This window comes from Solwaraspora sp. WMMB335 (assembly GCF_049179075.1).
Lineage (GTDB): Bacteria > Actinomycetota > Actinomycetes > Mycobacteriales > Micromonosporaceae > Micromonospora_E.
Genome location: NZ_JBMHMF010000001.1, coordinates 5,778,119 through 5,794,614, shown reverse-complemented (window position 1 = coordinate 5,794,614; position 16,496 = coordinate 5,778,119). Strand labels below are relative to the sequence as shown.

At 71.3% G+C, this 16,496-nt stretch carries 13 protein-coding genes; 3 read left to right on the top strand and 10 right to left on the bottom strand.

Annotated features, from left to right (window positions below):
• Positions 1 to 55 precede the first annotated feature (55 nt).
• Genes ACN27F_RS25240 through ACN27F_RS25220 form a run of 5 tightly spaced genes read right to left on the bottom strand, consistent with a single transcriptional unit; the run spans position 56 to position 5,399 of the window.
• Positions 56 to 1,300 (bottom strand): ATP-grasp domain-containing protein, encoded by a 1,245-nt coding sequence (locus ACN27F_RS25240; RefSeq protein ID WP_421437573.1) that lies wholly within the window; start codon positions 1,298 to 1,300, stop codon positions 56 to 58.
• Positions 1,301 to 2,500, bottom strand: coding sequence for an MFS transporter (locus ACN27F_RS25235; RefSeq protein ID WP_421437571.1), 1,200 nt, complete (start codon positions 2,498 to 2,500; stop codon positions 1,301 to 1,303).
• A 43-nt stretch (positions 2,501 to 2,543) separates the two neighbouring features.
• Positions 2,544 to 3,743: an ornithine--oxo-acid transaminase gene (rocD, locus tag ACN27F_RS25230; RefSeq protein WP_421437569.1), complete on the bottom strand. Its 1,200-nt coding sequence runs from the start codon at positions 3,741 to 3,743 to the stop codon at positions 2,544 to 2,546.
• Positions 3,744 to 3,751: 8 nt separating this feature from the next.
• The gene (locus tag ACN27F_RS25225) at positions 3,752 to 4,810 is read right to left on the bottom strand and encodes a BtrH N-terminal domain-containing protein (RefSeq protein WP_421437568.1); all 1,059 of its coding nucleotides are present in this window, start codon (positions 4,808 to 4,810) and stop codon (positions 3,752 to 3,754) included.
• Position 4,811: 1 nt separating this feature from the next.
• On the bottom strand, positions 4,812 to 5,399 hold the full coding sequence (locus ACN27F_RS25220) for a hypothetical protein (RefSeq protein ID WP_421437566.1): 588 nt from the start codon (positions 5,397 to 5,399) through the stop codon (positions 4,812 to 4,814).
• Between the two features lie 210 nt (positions 5,400 to 5,609).
• Between ACN27F_RS25220 and ACN27F_RS25215 the strand changes: the two genes are divergently transcribed.
• Both ACN27F_RS25215 and ACN27F_RS25210 read left to right on the top strand, forming a co-directional pair.
• Positions 5,610 to 6,380 carry an SDR family NAD(P)-dependent oxidoreductase gene (locus ACN27F_RS25215; protein ID WP_421437565.1) on the top strand — a complete coding sequence of 257 codons (771 nt, stop codon included), beginning with the start codon at positions 5,610 to 5,612 and terminating at the stop codon, positions 6,378 to 6,380.
• Positions 6,381 to 6,529: 149 nt separating this feature from the next.
• On the top strand, positions 6,530 to 7,570 hold the full coding sequence (locus ACN27F_RS25210) for a scyllo-inosamine-4-phosphate amidinotransferase (protein ID WP_421437564.1): 1,041 nt from the start codon (positions 6,530 to 6,532) through the stop codon (positions 7,568 to 7,570).
• A gap of 93 nt (positions 7,571 to 7,663) precedes the next feature.
• Here ACN27F_RS25210 and ACN27F_RS25205 read toward each other — a convergent pair whose 3' ends face one another.
• Genes ACN27F_RS25205 through lysX form a run of 5 tightly spaced genes read right to left on the bottom strand, consistent with a single transcriptional unit; the run spans position 7,664 to position 15,519 of the window.
• A complete protein-coding gene (locus tag ACN27F_RS25205; RefSeq protein ID WP_421437562.1) occupies positions 7,664 to 8,662 on the bottom strand; it encodes an acyl-CoA dehydrogenase family protein in 999 nt (332 codons plus the stop codon).
• A gap of 1 nt (position 8,663) precedes the next feature.
• A complete protein-coding gene (locus tag ACN27F_RS25200; RefSeq protein ID WP_421437560.1) occupies positions 8,664 to 9,800 on the bottom strand; it encodes an acyl-CoA dehydrogenase family protein in 1,137 nt (378 codons plus the stop codon).
• 9 nt (positions 9,801 to 9,809) lie between these two features.
• The gene (locus ACN27F_RS25195; protein ID WP_421437558.1) at positions 9,810 to 13,592 is read right to left on the bottom strand and encodes a non-ribosomal peptide synthetase; all 3,783 of its coding nucleotides are present in this window, start codon (positions 13,590 to 13,592) and stop codon (positions 9,810 to 9,812) included.
• On the bottom strand, positions 13,589 to 14,662 hold the full coding sequence (locus tag ACN27F_RS25190; protein ID WP_421437556.1) for a M20/M25/M40 family metallo-hydrolase: 1,074 nt from the start codon (positions 14,660 to 14,662) through the stop codon (positions 13,589 to 13,591). Before ACN27F_RS25190 ends, ACN27F_RS25195 begins: the two co-directional genes overlap by 4 nt.
• Complete coding sequence (gene lysX / locus ACN27F_RS25185; protein WP_421437554.1) at positions 14,659 to 15,519, bottom strand: lysine biosynthesis protein LysX; 861 nt, start codon at positions 15,517 to 15,519, stop codon at positions 14,659 to 14,661. The genes ACN27F_RS25190 and lysX overlap by 4 nt, the downstream gene beginning before the upstream one ends.
• Positions 15,520 to 15,691: 172 nt before the next feature.
• Between lysX and ACN27F_RS25180 the strand changes: the two genes are divergently transcribed.
• Positions 15,692 to 16,411: a hypothetical protein gene (locus ACN27F_RS25180; RefSeq protein ID WP_421437552.1), complete on the top strand. Its 720-nt coding sequence runs from the start codon at positions 15,692 to 15,694 to the stop codon at positions 16,409 to 16,411.
• Positions 16,412 to 16,496 lie beyond the last annotated feature (85 nt).

The following is a 16,496-nucleotide window of genomic DNA, read 5'->3' as shown; positions in this document are numbered from 1 at the left end:
TCGGGAAGTCGGTTCAGCGCTTCCGTGATTTCGTCGAGGTCGGGTGGCGCAGCTGCTAGCCTAGCTCGGTCTCAGTCTGGTCGGCCTTTTTCGCCTGTGCGACAGGTTGCCCGCTGACGCGGAATTCGGCGGCTATGGCACGAACGGCGGTTTCGACGGCCTGGGTGCTGGGGCCGCGGAACCGGAACCTGCCGCCGACGTGTTCGTAGTAGGAGTCGGCGTCGGGAAGGATCTCCCCCACCTTCAGGAGCACCTCCGCGTACGGGCCGGGGTCTCGGCCCACCATCGGTGTTGTCTCGGTGATGCGGCAGGGACGGTGAGCCGGGGCCGGGGCGAGCAGCCAGCCGCCGATCTCGGGCGTGAGGTGCGGCGTCTCCTCGCCGACGCCGAGACCCAGTTGAATACGGAACGCGGTCTTCATCAGGTCGTGGCCGTGCACCTCGCGCCAGAGCAGGGGTATCTCCGCCCCGCCGACCCGGGCACCGACCTCCAGGAAGGCGCAGTTGCCGGCCTCGGCGTCGAAGAACATCTCCAGGTGGAAGACGAGGGCCAGGTCGGAGAGGGCGCACATGACCCGCAGCGCGAACTCGGCGATGATCTCGTTGATCGCCGGGTCGCTCTCCTCCACCGAGCCCAGCATGCCGCCGCTACGGAAGTCGAGGCAGTTGTTCAGGTAACGGGAGGCGCGCATGACCAGCAGGCGTTCGCCGGTGAACACCCCGTCGACGTGATAGATCTGGTGCGGGTTGAAGGCCTGAGCGAGTTGCGGCTCCTCGATCGGGAAGACGCCATGGGGGCCGTCGATCCTGACGACGCCCGCGCTGGAGCTGCCGATCGTCGGTTTGACGATGACCGGCCAGCCCACTCGGCCGGCGAACTCGTGGACGGCCTGCTCGTCGGAGATCAGCTCGAACTCCGGTAGCGGCACACCGGCCTTGGCTACCCGGGTCGCCATCAGGAACTTGTCCCGGAAGGGCAGCAGGTCGTCGACCCGAGGGCCCGGCACCGCCCATCTGTCTCGCAGGGCGGCACCGACCAGCAGGTCATCCTCCTTGAGTGCCACGATCCGGTCGGGCGCACCATGCCGCCGGGCCAGGCCGTCGACCGCGCTGGTCACCTCGGCCAGATCGTCGGTGGCCCGCACGGTGACCACCTCGGTGGCCTCGGTGGGTACGGCCGAGAGACCCACCTCGGTGCTGACGTACGTGACCCGGTGCGCCTGATGGTCGAGGTACCTGGTGAACTGCGCGTAGTGCTCCGCCCACCGATTGATGATCACAACGTGTTCTGAGGTAGACATTCAATTCCTCCTACGATCCAGCACGAACCATCCCGCGAGCGCGACGAGCACGCCCAGCCCGCCGACCGAGGCGAAGCCCGCCTCGGCGCCGCCGCCGTCGAAGGCGGCCCCGGCGAGTGGCGCGCCGATCGAGCTGCCGGCGCTCAGCACGGACCCGTAGATGCTCATGGCGACCGCCTGGTTTCCGGCGGCCTCCTGGGTGACGGCGTTGGCGGTCGCGGCGAATCCGGGCGCGACCAGCGCCGCGGCGGGAATGAGCGCGAGCCCGAGCGCCCACCAGTGCGATCCGACCAGCCCGAGCGGCAGGACGGCCAGGGCGAGCAGGCCAACCATCCAGGACACGGGTGCACCGTGCCGGAGGGTTCCGTACAGCAGGCCGCCCGCCAGTGAGAAAACGGCGCAGCCGAGGAGCACCAGTCCGGTCCAGCTGAGCTGCCCCGTGCTGCGCAGCTCGGCGACCACCACCACCTCGTAACCGGTGACGATCACCGCGATTGCCATTGAGCAGGCGAGCGCGGTGACCAGCCGGGTGCTCAGCCAGCCCTGGGGTTTCGGTGCCGCCGGGGCGTCGGCCGGCTCGATCCTCGGGTTGACCAGCGCCAGGGAGCCGCAGCTGAGCACCAGGGCGACGCAGAGGCCGACCAGCGCGCCGTCCGTACCTGCCTGGGTGACGGCCAGGATGGCGAGCGGCGGGCCGATCATGATCGAAATCTCGGTGATCATCGAGTCCACGGCGAACGCGGTGTGGCGGTGCGCCTGCGGGACCAGACCGCCGATCGCCAGCCGGACCACGGTCGAGCCGGAGACGAGCAGCAGCCCAGAGGCGACCGCACCGACCGCGAAGGCCGGGAACGACAGCAGTGGCGCCACTGCCCAGAACAACCCCTGTGCCAGCGCGACGACCGTCAGGACCGGCCGCAGGCCGTGCCGCCGGATGAAGCGGCCCTGCACCGGTGCGCCGACGGCCACTCCTGCGGTCCATCCACCGATCACCAGGCCGGCCTGCGCGTATCCCCGGTCGAGTCCGGTCGCCACGTGCAGCGTCAGAACGATCGGGATCGCCACAATCGGTAGCTTGGCGAGCAGGCCGATCCCTGTGATCAGGGGGAATCCCCGGACGGCGAACACTTTCCGGTACTGGTCGAGCCGGATCGTCGAGGCGGCCACTTCTCCTCCAGGGTGGAAGTCGGGAATGTCCATCCCGGACGCCGGTAACGATATCGGTGCCTTCGGCGGCCGGAGGTCAGCCGAGGACGGCGGCGAGCGCGTCCATGCCCAGGTCAATCTCCTCTCGGGTGATGACCAGTGGCGGCGCGATCCGGAGGTTGGAGTGGTAGTCCTTGCAGAGCACGCCGTGCCCGATCAACGCCTCGGAAACCTCGCGTCCGCTCGGACCGCCGTCGGCGATCCGCGCGCTCGCCCAGAGGCCGCGGCCGTGTACCTCGGCGATGCCCTCCAGCTCGGACAGGCGCGAGTGCACGTACGCGCCAAGCTCGCGTGACCTCTCCTGGTACTCCCCGGTGGCCAGCAGCCGCGTCACCGTCCGGCCGACCGCGCAGGCCAACGGGTTGCCGCCGAAGGTCGAGCCGTGTTCGCCGGGCCTGAGCACCCCGATCACGTCGGCCCGGCCCACCACTGCGGACACCGGCACGATGCCGCCGCCGAGTGCCTTGCCGAGGGTGTACAGGTCGGCGTGGACACCCTCGTGGTCGAGGGCGAGCGTGGTGCCGGTGCGGGCCAGGCCGGACTGGATCTCGTCCGCGACGAAGAGGGTGTTCGTGTCGTCGCAGATCTGCCGGACGTCGGCGAGGTAGCCCTTCGCGGGGACGACCACGCCGGCCTCGCCCTGGATCGGCTCCAGCAGGACCGCCGCGGTGTTCTCGGTGACCGCGGCGCGCAGCGCGTCGGCGTCGCCGTAGGGCACCACTTTGAAGCCCGGGGTGAACGGCCCGAAGCCGTTGCGGGCCTCAGGATCGGTGGAGAACGAGACGATCGTCGTGGTGCGGCCGTGGAAGTTCTCGCCGGCGACCAGGATCTCGGCCGCGCCGTCCGGTACGCCCTTGATCTGGTACGCCCACTTTCGCGCGATCTTCACGGCGGACTCGACGGCCTCGGCGCCCGAGTTGGCTGGTAGCACCATCTCGGTGCCGGTCAGCTCGGCCAGTTCCCGGCAGAACGGCCCGAACTGGTCATGGTGGAACGCGCGGCCGGTCAGCGTGAGCCGGTCGAGTTGCGCCTTGGCCGTGGCGACGATCTCCGGGTGCCGGTGTCCGAAGTTCAGCGCGGAGTACCCGGCGAGGAAGTCAAGATAACGCTTGCCGTTCAGGTCGGTCATCCAGGCACCCTCCCCGTGGGTGAGCACCACCGGCAGCGGGTGGTAGTTGTGCGCGCTCCAGCGCTCGGAGATCGCGATGTGCTGGTCCGGTGTCAAGCCGTCGGTCATGGCGTGGCTCACCTCTCTCGGGTGGGGGAAGGTCGCGCCGCCACCGCCGCGACGGCGTCGACCGCGCGGGCGTACCTGCCGCGTAGGACGGTGGCGTGGTGGACGATGTCGGCGGCGACGACGCGGGCGTCACCGAGGCCGTGTGCTCCGGTGATCCGCAGCCCGGTCCAGGCGTGCGCGACCGCCTCGACGGCGCGGCCCGCGCCGGCGAGCTCGGGATCGCCCCACTGACGGCCGCAGCGGCGCAGCAACTCGCCGTGCAGGGCGGCCTGCGCCTGCATGGCCCAGCCGAACGGGTAGAGCTCGCGTAGCGCACCGGCGTCACCGGCCCGGCACCGCTCGGCCAATTCCGTGGCGAAGGCGTCGAAGCCGGCCAGGCCGCTGCGGGCGGCACCGACGGTGGTGAAGCTCTCCACGTCGGCGCGCAGGAAGCCGCGGAGCAGGGTGGGTGTCAGGGGTGGGGGCTTGCTGCCGAGGCGCACGTCGAGGCACCGCCGGCCGATCTGCGAGTCGCTGAAGAACGCATCCTGGGCGTCGGGCGGGTTGGCCGATCCCCAGCTGCGCAGGAACGCCTCGATCGGCACGGTGCCGCTGAACGCTGGCGGCATGGCGTCGGAGACGTGCACCACCCCGCGGACCTCGTCGAGGCCGTAGACCACGACCAGGTGGGCGGCGTGCACGTCGCCGTACGCGGGCCGGAACGGCAGGTGGAAGTTGTCGACCGCCGCGATGACCAGGCGGTCCTCGGCGAGTGCGGCGCGCAGTTCCCGCCAGGGGTCCGCCGGGTCCTGCGGCTGCCACCACCGCGACCGCAGATCGTGGTGCGGCGCCAGGGCGGTGCCGAGGTCGGTGCCGTCGGGGCACGGATAGTAGAACTCCTCGGAGCGCACGTCGCCGGGCAGATGCAGGAAGCGCCAGGCCGCGCCGAGCACGGTGAGCGGGTCGGTGCCCGCCCGGGCCAGCACGGTGCCGAACGTGGCCTGCAGGCAGCTGACCAGGTCGCGGTACCAGAGTTCAGGCTCCGGGCCGATGATCGTGTACGTGCGAGCGACTGCGTCGACGGCCATGTCAGGCCCCGCTCCGCTGGAGCGTCACCGCGAAGACGTGCACCGCGATGTTGCGGGGCAGCCGGACGCCGGTCAGCTCGGCGCGCCGGGTCACCGGCACCCGCTGCGCCCACATCACCGCGGGTACGCCGCGTTGCACGTGGTGCGGGTAGTGCATGACCGGGGTCTCGAACGCCTTGATCTCGCCGAACCAGGATGGTGCGGCCCAGAAGTCGGAGACCCGCAGCGGCTCGGCGTCGACCGAGCCGTCGGCGTAGTGCAGTTCGGCGACGTCCTCGCAGCGCCGTTCGGCCGCGGTGAGCAGGTGCACCCAGTCGTAACGCCCCTCGGGCAGGGCGAGGAACTGGCCGTCGCAGCGGACATTGTCGGGGCCGTGGCAGACCGGTGGGAATCGGAACGGCACGCCAGCCACCTCCACCAGGCTGCCGCCTGCGGGCAGGTACTCGGCGGCGAACGAGTTGCCCCAGACGTTGAAGCCGCCCGCCTTGGTCTCCGTCGCCGCGGAGATGGCCGTGTTGTTGCGGTGGCCAGAGACGTCGACCGGTTCACACAGGCCGGTGATGGCCGGGGGGATCGCCATATCAGTCACGGACTCAAATTTAGGGACGGCGAACGGTCCGGTCGTCCTCGTGACTATTACCTCGCCGGGTGAATCCTGGCGGCGATCGCGCCGGGTAAGCGAAATGGGGAGTCCCGTCAACTTGCCGAGGACGCGCCATTGCGAATACGCCCGTAGCGTCCGAGTGACGCGTCAAAGTCATTGCCGTCCCGACGGTCCGGAGTGGACAGGAGAGAGCACGTGAGTGACTTCGAAGGGCTGGTCGCCATCGTCACCGGCGGAGCGTCGGGGATCGGCTTGGCGACGGCGATACAGCTGCAAGGCCGCGGTGCGGAGGTGGCGGTGCTCGACGTCGATCCATCCGGCCTCCCGGAGGGCGTCCTCGGGGTGAAAGCCGACGTCACCGATGATGCCGAGGTGAAGGCGGCCGTGGACACGGTGAACGAGCGGTTCGGCCGGCTGGACGTGGTGGTGAACAACGCCGGAATCAGCGCGGTCGGCGACGTCACGGACAACAGTGACCAGGAATGGCTGCACGTGCTGAACGTCAACGTCGTCGGCATGGTCCGGGTCGCCCGGCACGCGGTGCCGCACCTGCGCCGTTCCCCCTGCGCGGCGATCGTCAACACCTGCTCGATCGTGGCGTGGGCCGGCATGGAGAAGCGGACCCTCTATTCCGCCAGCAAGGGCGCGGTGTACGCGCTGACCCTGGCGATGGCCGCGGACCATCTGCGCGAAGGCATCCGGGTCAACTGCGTCGCGCCCGGCACCGCCGACACGCCGTGGGTGGACCGGCTGCTCGGCCGGACGGCGGACCCCGAGGGCGAGCGGGCGGCGCTCAACGCGCGCCAGCCGATGGGCCGGATGGTTTCGGCCGACGAGGTCGCCTTCGCGATCGCGTATCTGGCGAGCCCCTTGTCGAGCGCCTCGGTGGGCACGGTGCTCGGCGTGGACGGCGGCATGCACGGCCTGCGGCTGCGCCCGGCGTCCCAGCAGGGCAGCAGGTACTGATCGCGAGGATCAGGGCCGCGGCCCGGCGGATCGACCGGGCCTTGACAGGCATTGGCGGGTACGAGTGTCTGAACCGGCCCGCGAATTGCTTTTCCGCGAAACACGGGAACCGGCACCGCCGGATCCATGGGAGGAGAGGACTCAAACTCATGAGCCTGGTCAGCGTGTACAACGAATGGGATCCACTCGAAGAGATCATCGTCGGTACCATGGCAGGCGCGCGGATGCCGATCGCCGACCGCAGCCTGCTCGCCACGGAGTACCCGGATGTCGACGATCCGCGGGAGATACCGACCGGGCCGTACCCGGGTCACGTCGTCGAGCAGACCGAGGCCGAGCTGGAGGAGCTGGTCGACCTGCTCAGGGGTCTCGGTGTGACGGTGCGGCGCCCCGGCGGGCGTGACCACGAGGCCGTGGTGTCCACGCAGGACTGGAGTGCCGACGGCTTCTACGACTACTGCCCCCGTGACGGGTTTCTCGCGGTCGGGAACGCCCTCATCGAGTCGCCGATGGTGCTGCGCCCGCGCTTCTTCGAAGGTTTCGCGTACAAGGACCTGTTCCTGGAGTACCTGGAGAGCGGCACCCGTTGGCTCTCGGCGCCCAAACCCCGGCTCGCCGACGACATGTACGAACCAACCGCGCCCGAAGGCAAGCGGCTGCAGAACCGGGAGCCCGCCTTCGACGCGGCGAACGTGCTCCGCTTCGGCACCGACCTGCTCTACCAGGTCTCCGACAGCGGCAACCTGCTCGGCGCCCGCTGGCTGCAGGCGGCGCTCGGCGATCGGTACACCGTGCATGCCTGCGAAGGGCTGTACGCCTCCACCCACATCGACTCGACGCTGGTGCCGCTGCGGCCCGGGCTCGTCCTGGTGAATCCGGCCCGGGTCAACGACACCAACTTCCCCGAGTTCCTCCAGGGCTGGGACCGGATCGTCTGCCCCGAACTGGTCGACATGGGCTACGTCGGCGACCACCCGAAGTCGTCGATCTGGATCGGCATGAACTTCCTGGTCGTCGCGCCGGGCAAGGCCATCGTGGACCGGCGCCAGACCGGACTCGTCAGGGAGCTGGAGCGCCACCGGGTCGAGGTGATCCCGGCCCAGCTCACCCACTCCCGTACCCTGGGCGGTGGCTTCCACTGCGTGACGCTCGACGTCCGCCGGAAGGGCGATCTCGCCACCTACCGGTGAGTCAGGGAACGAAGGTCCGCCGTCCGATGGCCAGTCGGCCCGGACGGCGGACCTTCGTCGTCCAGCAACAGAACACCGACCCGGTCCCTGGCCTCAATCGCGGGCCGAGCCATTGGCCGCAAGCAGGCGGGCGGCGCCGACCAACCGCCACAGTGCGGCCGGTGCGCCATACCGGACGCCCTCGGCCTGGGCCAGCCGGAAGTACCGGTGCAGCCCGAGTTCGGACGTCATCGCCCGTACCCCGCAGCTCTGCATGGCGACCCGCACGACGGCGCGCGCCGTCTCCGCCGCCATGGCCAGGGCTGCCACCGGTGCGGTGCCGGGTTCCCGACCGGCGTCGATCAGCCAGGCCCCCCGATACACCGCCGCCCTGGCGGCGCGCACCGCCACCAGGGCTCGGGCCAGGGGGAACGACACCACGGGTAGGTCGCGCAGTCTGCTGTCGAACTGACGCCGTACGCCCGTGTGCCGCACCGCGGTCTCGAGCGCGCCGTCGGCGATGCCCAGCAGATACGCGGCCTGCCGCAGGCGGCCCCGGGCGAGCGGGGCGTCCAGGTCGCCGGTGACGGTGGCCGGCGTACCGTCGAACCGGACGACCGGCGGCCAGCAGTCGCGTTCCATGTCGCGGCCCGGCGCGTCCGCCGCCACCGAGACGAGCGCACCGTCGCGGGCGGGCATCAGCAGCACCTTCGGTTCGGGGTCGTCGACCGTGGCCGTCCCGGTCAGCTCGCCGCCTGCCGACATCTGGACACCGGAGCCGACCGGCACTGCTTCGAAGCCGGCGAGTGCCACGCCGACCGGTTGGCCGGCGTCGGCGGCGAGCGCATCGGCGCGGTAGGGGTTTCCGCAGGCCGCGCGGCCGAGTTCCTCGCTCACGACAATGCCGGCGGTCAGGCGCAGGTCGAGTCCGCCGGCGGAGGCGGGCCGTTCGAAGTCGGGTACGCCGAGCCGGTCGAGCACGGCCCGCGCGGGGCTGGCCGAGCCGTCCGTGACGGGCGCGCCGTGCACGGCGTTGTTGACGGGCACACCGGCCAGGGCCGTCCGTAGGGCGGCGCGTAGCTCGACGACGAGGGGATCGGGTGTCAGGTCCATGTCAGCGTTTTTCCTGTCCGAATGAGTCGAACGCGGTGGTCACGATCTGCAGCATCACCTCGGAGGTGCCGGCCGAGAGCGTGAGCCCCGGCGCCTCCCGGTAGGCGGAGTCGAGAATCGCCGTGGCCGGCGACGGCGTACGCGCGGGTCCGCTCAGGTCGGCGGCCCAGTTCGCGACCGCCTGGGCGAGTTCGCTGCTGTGGTATTTGGCGACGGCGGCCGCGACGGGATCGACCCGGCCGGCCGCGAGCCCGGTGAGCACCTCCCAGCACAGGGCGTGGTCAGCGGCGAGTGAGCCTTCCCAGCGCCCGATCCGCTCCAGGTGGGAGTCGGGCTCCTGCCCGGTGAGGACCTCCAGCGCGGTTTGCAGCCAGCGCTCGGCCTTGAGGTGGTAGTCGAGGCCGGTGCGCTCGACGGCCAGGGCCTCGTTGAGCAACGGCCAGCCCTGGTCGCGCGGCCCGATCAGGTCGTCGGCGGACACCGGCACCGCGTCGAGGTCGACCCGGTGGAACTGCTCGTCGTTGATACCGGGTATCGCGGTGACGGTCACGCCGGGTGCGCGCAGGTCGACCAGGAAGAGGCTGATTCCCTGGTACTTGCCGGTTCCCGGCGAGGTCCGCGCGGCGCAGAGGCCGAGGTCGACGAAGCGGGTCTTGAGGCTGTACACCTTGGTGCCGGTGATCCGGTAGCCGTCGCCGTCGGGCGCGGCCACGGTCCGCAGGGCGCCGAGGTCCGAGCCGGCGTCGGGTTCGGTGTAGAGCACCGAGGCGAAGCGCTCGCCGCGGGCCAGGGCGGGCAGGTGCCGCTGTTGCTGCGCGGCGGTGCCGGCCATCAGCAGGAACTGGCCGACGATCTGGATGGTGTTGACGTGCAGCGTGTCCGGCACGCCCGCGCGGACCAGTTCCTCGGCGACGATCGCGGCGTCGGTGAGCGGGCGTCCCTCGCCGCCGTACGCGATGGGCCAGTGCACGGCGAGCAGTCCGAGCTCGCCGAGCAGTCGGTACAGCGGACGTTGGTCGTGCTCGACGCCGCCGGCCGGGGTGGCCGCGGGCAGCGCCGCTCGCACGTCGGCGGAGCGCAGCGCGCGCCGGACCTCGGTGCGGAACTGTTCCTGGTCTTGGGTGAATCCGAACCGCATGTCGGCTCCTCAGAGGTCCACGGCCCGCTCGACGGCGGCGGTGATCCGGTTCAGGGCGGGTCCCGCGAAGAGTGTGTAGTGGTCGCCAGGCAGGTCCTCGGCGTGGAAGCGACCGGCGCAGACCACGCGCCACTGTTCCTCGAAGGTGGTGCGGGGCGCCACGGCCAGCAGGGTGACCGGCCCGCCGTACGAGCCCGGTGGGCGGTACGCCTGCATGGACAGCGCACAGGAGCGGAAGACGGCGTGCCGGGTGGCCAGTTCGTCGTCGCTCAGGTCGAGTTCGACACCGAGCACGGCCAGGATCTTGCGCAGGTCTTCGGTGTCGAGGTCCGGGTCGTCGAGGACCGCGCGCACCGCCGGGCCGTCCTGGCCGGCCAGCCGGGCCACGTCGTGGATGAACCGCCGCCGCACGGTGCGCTCGTCGAGCGGGACGGTGTCCTCGTCGTAGCCGGCGTCGATCAGGACGACCGGCGGCCGCCGCCCGGTATCGCGTTCCAGTTGCCGGGCCGCCTCGAACGCGAGCACACCGCCGTAGGACCAGCCGGCCAGGCAGAACGGTTCGGGCTCACCGGCGAGGGCCTTGGCGATCCTCGCCGCGGCGATCGGCAGCGCGTCCTGGGGCGGCGCGGCGGTGTCTCGTGGATCGGCGGCGAACCCGACCGCGCCGATGCCCTCGCGTAGCGCGCGGACCAGCGGCACGTAGCAGAAGAGTTCGCCGCCGGACGGGTGGATCAGGACCACCCGCGCCGGTTCGGGTGCCCGCATGAGCACGCGGGCCCGGTCGTCTGGGCGCGTGGCGCTGGCCCGGGTGTCCACGAGGGCGGCGAGGTGGGCGACGGTCGGCGAGACGAAGAAGTCGTTGAGAGTGATCTCCACCCCGAAACGCCGGTTGATCGCCGACATCAGCTGGGCGGCCTGCAGGCTGTTGCCGCCGGCCTGGAAGAAGTCGTCACGCACGCCGAGCCGTGTGGTACGTAGCAGCGGGGCCAGCACGTCACGCAGCAGCACCCGTTCGGTCTCGGTGGTGGTGGGGTCGTTCGTCCCGGCGTCGGCGTCGGCGTGGTCGCGGTCGGGCGAAGGCAGCCGCCGCCAGTCGACCTTGCCGCTGCTGGTGAGCGGGAGCTCGGGGAGGACCACGAAGAACGACGGGATCATGTACGCGGGCAGAACCGCGCCGAGGTGGTCGCGGACCGCCGGGATCTGCCGCGCGCTCAGGCCGCTGAGGTAGCCGACGAGGTGCTTGTCGCCGGCGTCGTCCGTCCACGGGCGTACGGTGACCGCGCCGATCCCGGGCACCGAGGCCAGCGCCGATTCGACCTCACCCAGTTCGATCCGCAGGCCCCGGATCTTGACCTGCTGGTCGAGTCGGCCGAGGAAGACGAGCCGCCCGTCGGGCAGCCGCTTCGCCAGGTCGCCGGTGCGGTAGAGCCGGCCGCCGGGCGCGGTACCGAAGGGGTCGGTGACGAACTTCTCGGCGGTCAGCTGCGCCCGGTCGAGGTAGCCGCGGGCCAGTCCGGCGCCGCCGATCACCAGTTCGCCGGGTACTCCGACCGGCACGGGCCGTAGGTGGCGGTCGAGCACGTGCGCCACGTGGTTGGCCATCGGCAGGCCGATCGGCGGCGAGCTGTCCCAGTTGCCGGGACATTCCTCGACGATCATCGTGACGGTGCACTCGGTTGGGCCGTATCCGTTGAAGAGCCGCCGTCCCGGGTTCCAGCGGTTGACCAGTTCGCCGCTGAACGCCTCGCCGCCGACGAACGCGATGCGCAGGTCGGTGAACCTCTCGGGCACCAGCAGTGGCATCACGGTGGGCGGCAGGTCGATGACGGTGATACCGGCCCGCTGCATCAGCGCCTGGAGCCGGTCGATGGACAGCCGCTCGTCCTCGGTCGCCAGGCAGAGGCAGGCGCCGGTGAGCAGCGCGGAGAACGTCTCGAACACCGAGACGTCGAAGGTGGACGACGCGAAGCCGAGCACCCGATCGGCAGGCGTCAGGTCGAACAGCTCACGGGTGGAGTCGATGAAGTTGACGACGCCGCGGTGTTCCAGCAGCACCCCCTTGGGCCGTCCGGTGCTGCCGGAGGTGTAGATGATGTAGGCGACGTCGCCGGGTCGCGCGGCGAGCGGCGGGTCACCGGCGGGGGCGGCCGCCAGCTCCGCGCCGGCGTCGTCGAGGACGAGCACCGGTGCGGCGACCGTGCCCACCGCGGCGGCGACGGCGGTGTGGGCGACCACCGCGCGGAGCTGGGCGTCGGCGGCGATCTCCGCGACGCGCGCGGGCGGGTGCGCCGGGTCGAGTGGTACGTAGGCGGCGCCGGTCTTGAGCACCGCGAGCTTCGCCGTCGGCAGGTCGACGGTGCGGCGCAGGCAGAGGCCGACGGTCGTACCCGGGCCGGCGCCACGGCCGCGCAGCAGCGCGGCGAGCCGGTTGGCGCGGGCGTTGAGCTCGGCGTAGCTGGTGGCGACGCCGTCGACGAGGACGGCCACGTTCTCCGGTCCCTGCGCGACCCGGGCCTCGAACTCGGCGACGACGGTGGTCTCGCGGATCGGGCGTACCGGCCCGGTGGCGGCCTGTGCGAGGAAGGCATCGTCGGCCGGGCTGAGCATGTCGGCCGCGGAGAGCGGTGCGTCGGGCCGGGCGGTGAGCGTGCGCAGGATTTCGTCGTAGTGCCGGGCGAAGCGCGCGACGCTGTCGGCGTCGAACAGACCGGTGTCGAACTCGATGGTGAGGGTCGCGTCGGTCAGGGTCCAGCTCATCTCGGTCCGGGCGGTGCCGGGCTCCACGGTCTCCTCCGAGACCAGCAGACCTGGCAGGGCGGGTGCGGGCTCCGCCTGCTCGAGGGAGAAGACGAGGTCGCGTACGGGTTCGCCGACGTCGACCGCTCTGCGGTCGGGGGTCGCGTCGCGCAGGCGGCGGGTCAGCTCGCGGAAGGTCGGGTCGCCGCGGAGATCGCCGCGCAGCGCCAGAGTCGTCGTGACGGGGCCGATCACCCGGGCCACGGCATCGTCACGCCGGTCGGTGCCGGGCGTGCCGATCGTCAGGTCGTCGAGGCCGGTGTAGCGATGCAGGAAGGTGAAGAACGCGGCGACCAGTACGTCGAAGAGCGTCGCACTCTCCCCCGCGGCGAGTTCCCGGGCCCGCCGCAGCTGCTCGCGGCCGATCGGGAAGCGGTGGACGTCAGCGTGGCCCGGCGCGCCGCCGCGTGGCCGGTCCGTGGGGAACTCCAGCACCTCGGCACCGGTCTCGGGTGCGGGAATGTTGTCGCGCTCCCACACCGCGTAGTCGGGGAACTGGACGGGCAGGGCGGGCAGGTGCGGCTGTTCGCCGTCACGCAGGGCCCGGTAGACCTCGGCCACCTCGTCGAGGACCAGGCACAGCGACCGGCGGTCGGCGACCACGGGGTGCGCTGCGACGAGCAGCAGGTGGTCGCCGGGCGCGTCGCGGGTCAGTTCCACCCGCCACAGCCGGGAGAGCCCTGCGGTGACGACCTGCGTGGCGGCGCCTTCGCGCTGTTCGATCGTGGTTCGCAGGGCTTCGTGGCGGGCCACGACGGTGGTGAGCGCCGACCGCATCGCGCTCTCGTCGAGTGCACCGCGCAGCCGTACGCGGCGGGACACCTGCGGCGCCCCTGGCAGCTGCCACAGGGCTTCCTGCGCGTATGTCAAGGGTGCCGGGCCGGTATTACCCCGGCGGGCCGGCCCCCGCCGGGACGCCTCCGCCCGCAGAGTCGCGAGGAACCGTGCGCGCCGCCGCGCCGGCAGCTCGGCCAGTCGCTGGGTCAGGCCAGTCACCGGGCACTCCTTTCCGCCAGCCGCGACCGTAGGTCGGCCAGCTCCTCGATGGCGACGGAGAGCACGTCGATGCCACGCAGGTAGTCGGAGAGGATGATGTGCTCGGTGTCGGCGTGGTCGAGCCGGCTGTCGCCCGGTCCGTACGTCGCCATCGGCACGTCCCAGACCTCGGCGAGGGTGTTCATGTCGGAGGTGGCGGTCTTCACCACCAGTCGGGGCCGACCGTGCACCCGCCGGATGCCCGACACCAGGGCGCGGACCGCCGGGTTGGCCCGGCCGACGCGGCAGGCGGCCACCTCGTTCAGCACGTGGAGGGTTCCTTCCGGCAGGCGGTCGCGCATCGCGCGAAGGAGCCTGTCGCTGTCGAAGTCCGGCGGCGTGCGGACGCTGAGGTCCGCCGTGGCCGAGGTGAGGTCGGCGTTGAGCGAGACCAGGGTCGCGCCCGGCCGGTCGAAGAATTCGTGGCCGGCCTCGGGACCGAGCAGATCGACCAGTGCGGTCCAAGCGGTGACGGCCAGTTCGGAGGCCTTCGGCGCCGGATTGCTCGGGTGGGTGGCGGGGCATCGGACGGTGTAGCGCAGGTCGAGCTTGCCCTTGTAGCCGAGCACGACACCCGACCAGCCGCTCGGCTCGCCGATGATCAACGCGTCCGGCCGGTCGTGGGTGGCGCGGATGGCCATCGCGCCGCGGGAGCCGGGTGTCTCCTCCTCCACGACCCCGATCACGAGCAGGCGGCCGTGGAAGTCGGTAGCCCGGGCGGCGGCGCAGATCATCGCGGCGAGCGGACCCTTCGCGTCGACGGCGCCGCGGCCGTAGAGGCGGCCGTCCTCGGAGCGGACCGGGACGTGGCCCGGGACGGTGTCCAGGTGGCCCAGGAGCATCAGGGTGGGGCCCGGTCCCCGTTCGATCAGGCCGATGACGTTGCCGACTCCGTCGATGTGTGCCTCGAAGCCCAGGTCGCGCATCGCGGTGACCAGGACGTCGGCGAGCGCGCGCTCCTGGTAGGACGTGGAGGCGACCCGCAGCATCTGGGCGAGCAGTCCGATGGCGTGGGTGTCGGTGACGGTCATCGCGCACGCTCCAGCAGGTGCTCGACGATGCGGTCGGCGACGTCGACGCGGCCGGCGAGCGCGGCCTGGAAGCCCGTGAACTCCACCCGGTGGTTGACCTCGAGGACCAGTAGCCGCCCGTCGCGGTCCTCGATCAGGTCGACGCCGGCGATGTCGGCGCCGACGGCCGCAGCCGCGTCGATCGACAGCTTGTCGATCTCGGGTGTCACCTCGCAGGGTTCCGTGCGCGCGCCGAGCGCCACGTTCGTGCGCCAGAGCTCGCCGGTGCGGTACACCGCGCCGAGCGGTTCGCCGCCCACGACGATCACCCGGATGTCCCGGCCGGGCTTGTCGACGAACTCCTGTACGTAGCCGAGGTGCGACTGCGGGCCGGGCAGGGCTGCGACGTACTCCAGCACGCCCTCCGCGTTCGCGCGGTCGGCGAGTTTGGTCACCAGACGCCCCCAGGAGCCGACCAGCGGCTTGATCAGCGCCGGGTAACCGATCTCGTCAAGTGCGGCGAGGGCGGCCTTCGGGGTCAGGCCCAGGGCGGTGCGCGGTGTCGGGATCCCTGCCGCCCACAGGGCCATCGTCGTGCGCCATTTGTCGCCGCACAGCTCGGTGGCGTCCGCGCTGTTGACCACGTGGGCTCCGGCGGCGGTGAGGGCGCGGGCCGCGTATGCCGCGCGGACCTGGCCGATCTCGCGGTTCAGCACGAGATCTCCGGCGTTGTCTCGTTCACCGACACCAAACCATAGTTTGCGGGTGTCGATGTGATCGAATGCAACGGCGCGCCTGTCGAGTGCGTCGAAAAGTTGTTTCTCATCCACGCCGACCCGGCTGGCGAGCACTGCGATTCTGCCGTTTGTCGTTGGCACGTGACCTCCGTCGTGGGACTGGAACCGGCTGGCGTCAGAGGGACGTTACGAGTTCTGCGGGGCCGCGCGCGTCCGCGACAAGCTCATCTACAGCTCCCTATTTCGATTACCCGCAGCGGAGTTCGCCCGTGCCATGCTGGCCACCGGTCCGATTGTTCGGAAAGGGGGATCCGTGGCACGGATACCAGTCCTCGCTTTATGGAGCGCGCCGCGTTCACGCTCCACCGCGTTCGCCCGGATGATGGCCGAACGCGGTGACCGCGTCGTCGTGCACGAGCCCTTCTCACAGGTGGTCGACTTCGGACGGGTGAACGTCGGTGACCACGTGGCGCACAGCGAAACCGACGTGCTCACGGCGCTCCGCGCGATCGCCGCCCACACGCCGGTCTTCTTCAAGGACACCACCGACTTCCACTATCCGGCGCTCCTGGCCGATCGGGACTTCCTCGCGGTGGCGACGCACACGTTCCTCATCCGACACCCCGCCGAGTCGATCGCCTCGCACCACCGGCTCAACCCCTCGCTGGGCCGCGACGAGATCGGCTTCGCCCGCCTGCACGAGATCTTCGAGGCGGTGCGGACGGCGACCGGTCGCACGCCGGTCGTCATCGACTCCGACGACCTGCTCGACCGTCCTGGGCCGACGGTGCGGGCGTACTGCGAAGCGGTCGGCATCGACTTCGTCGCCGAGGCGTTGAGCTGGCAGCCCGGCATGCGTCCGGAATGGCAGCGGACCAGCCGCTGGCACGAGTTGACCAGCCGGACGGTCGGCTTCACCAGCGGCGGCGGTGGCGGCGGCGCGACGATCGCGGCCGATCCGGTACTCGCGGCTCACCTCGACTACCACCTGCCGTTCTACGAGCGGCTGCGCACCGTGGCGGTACAACCGTGAGCGGCGCGGGGAGCCCACGGCGCGGGTGACCGGCCCCATCGCGGGCCGTCTTCGGCGCGCAACGGTGCGCAACGGCGCGTTCGAA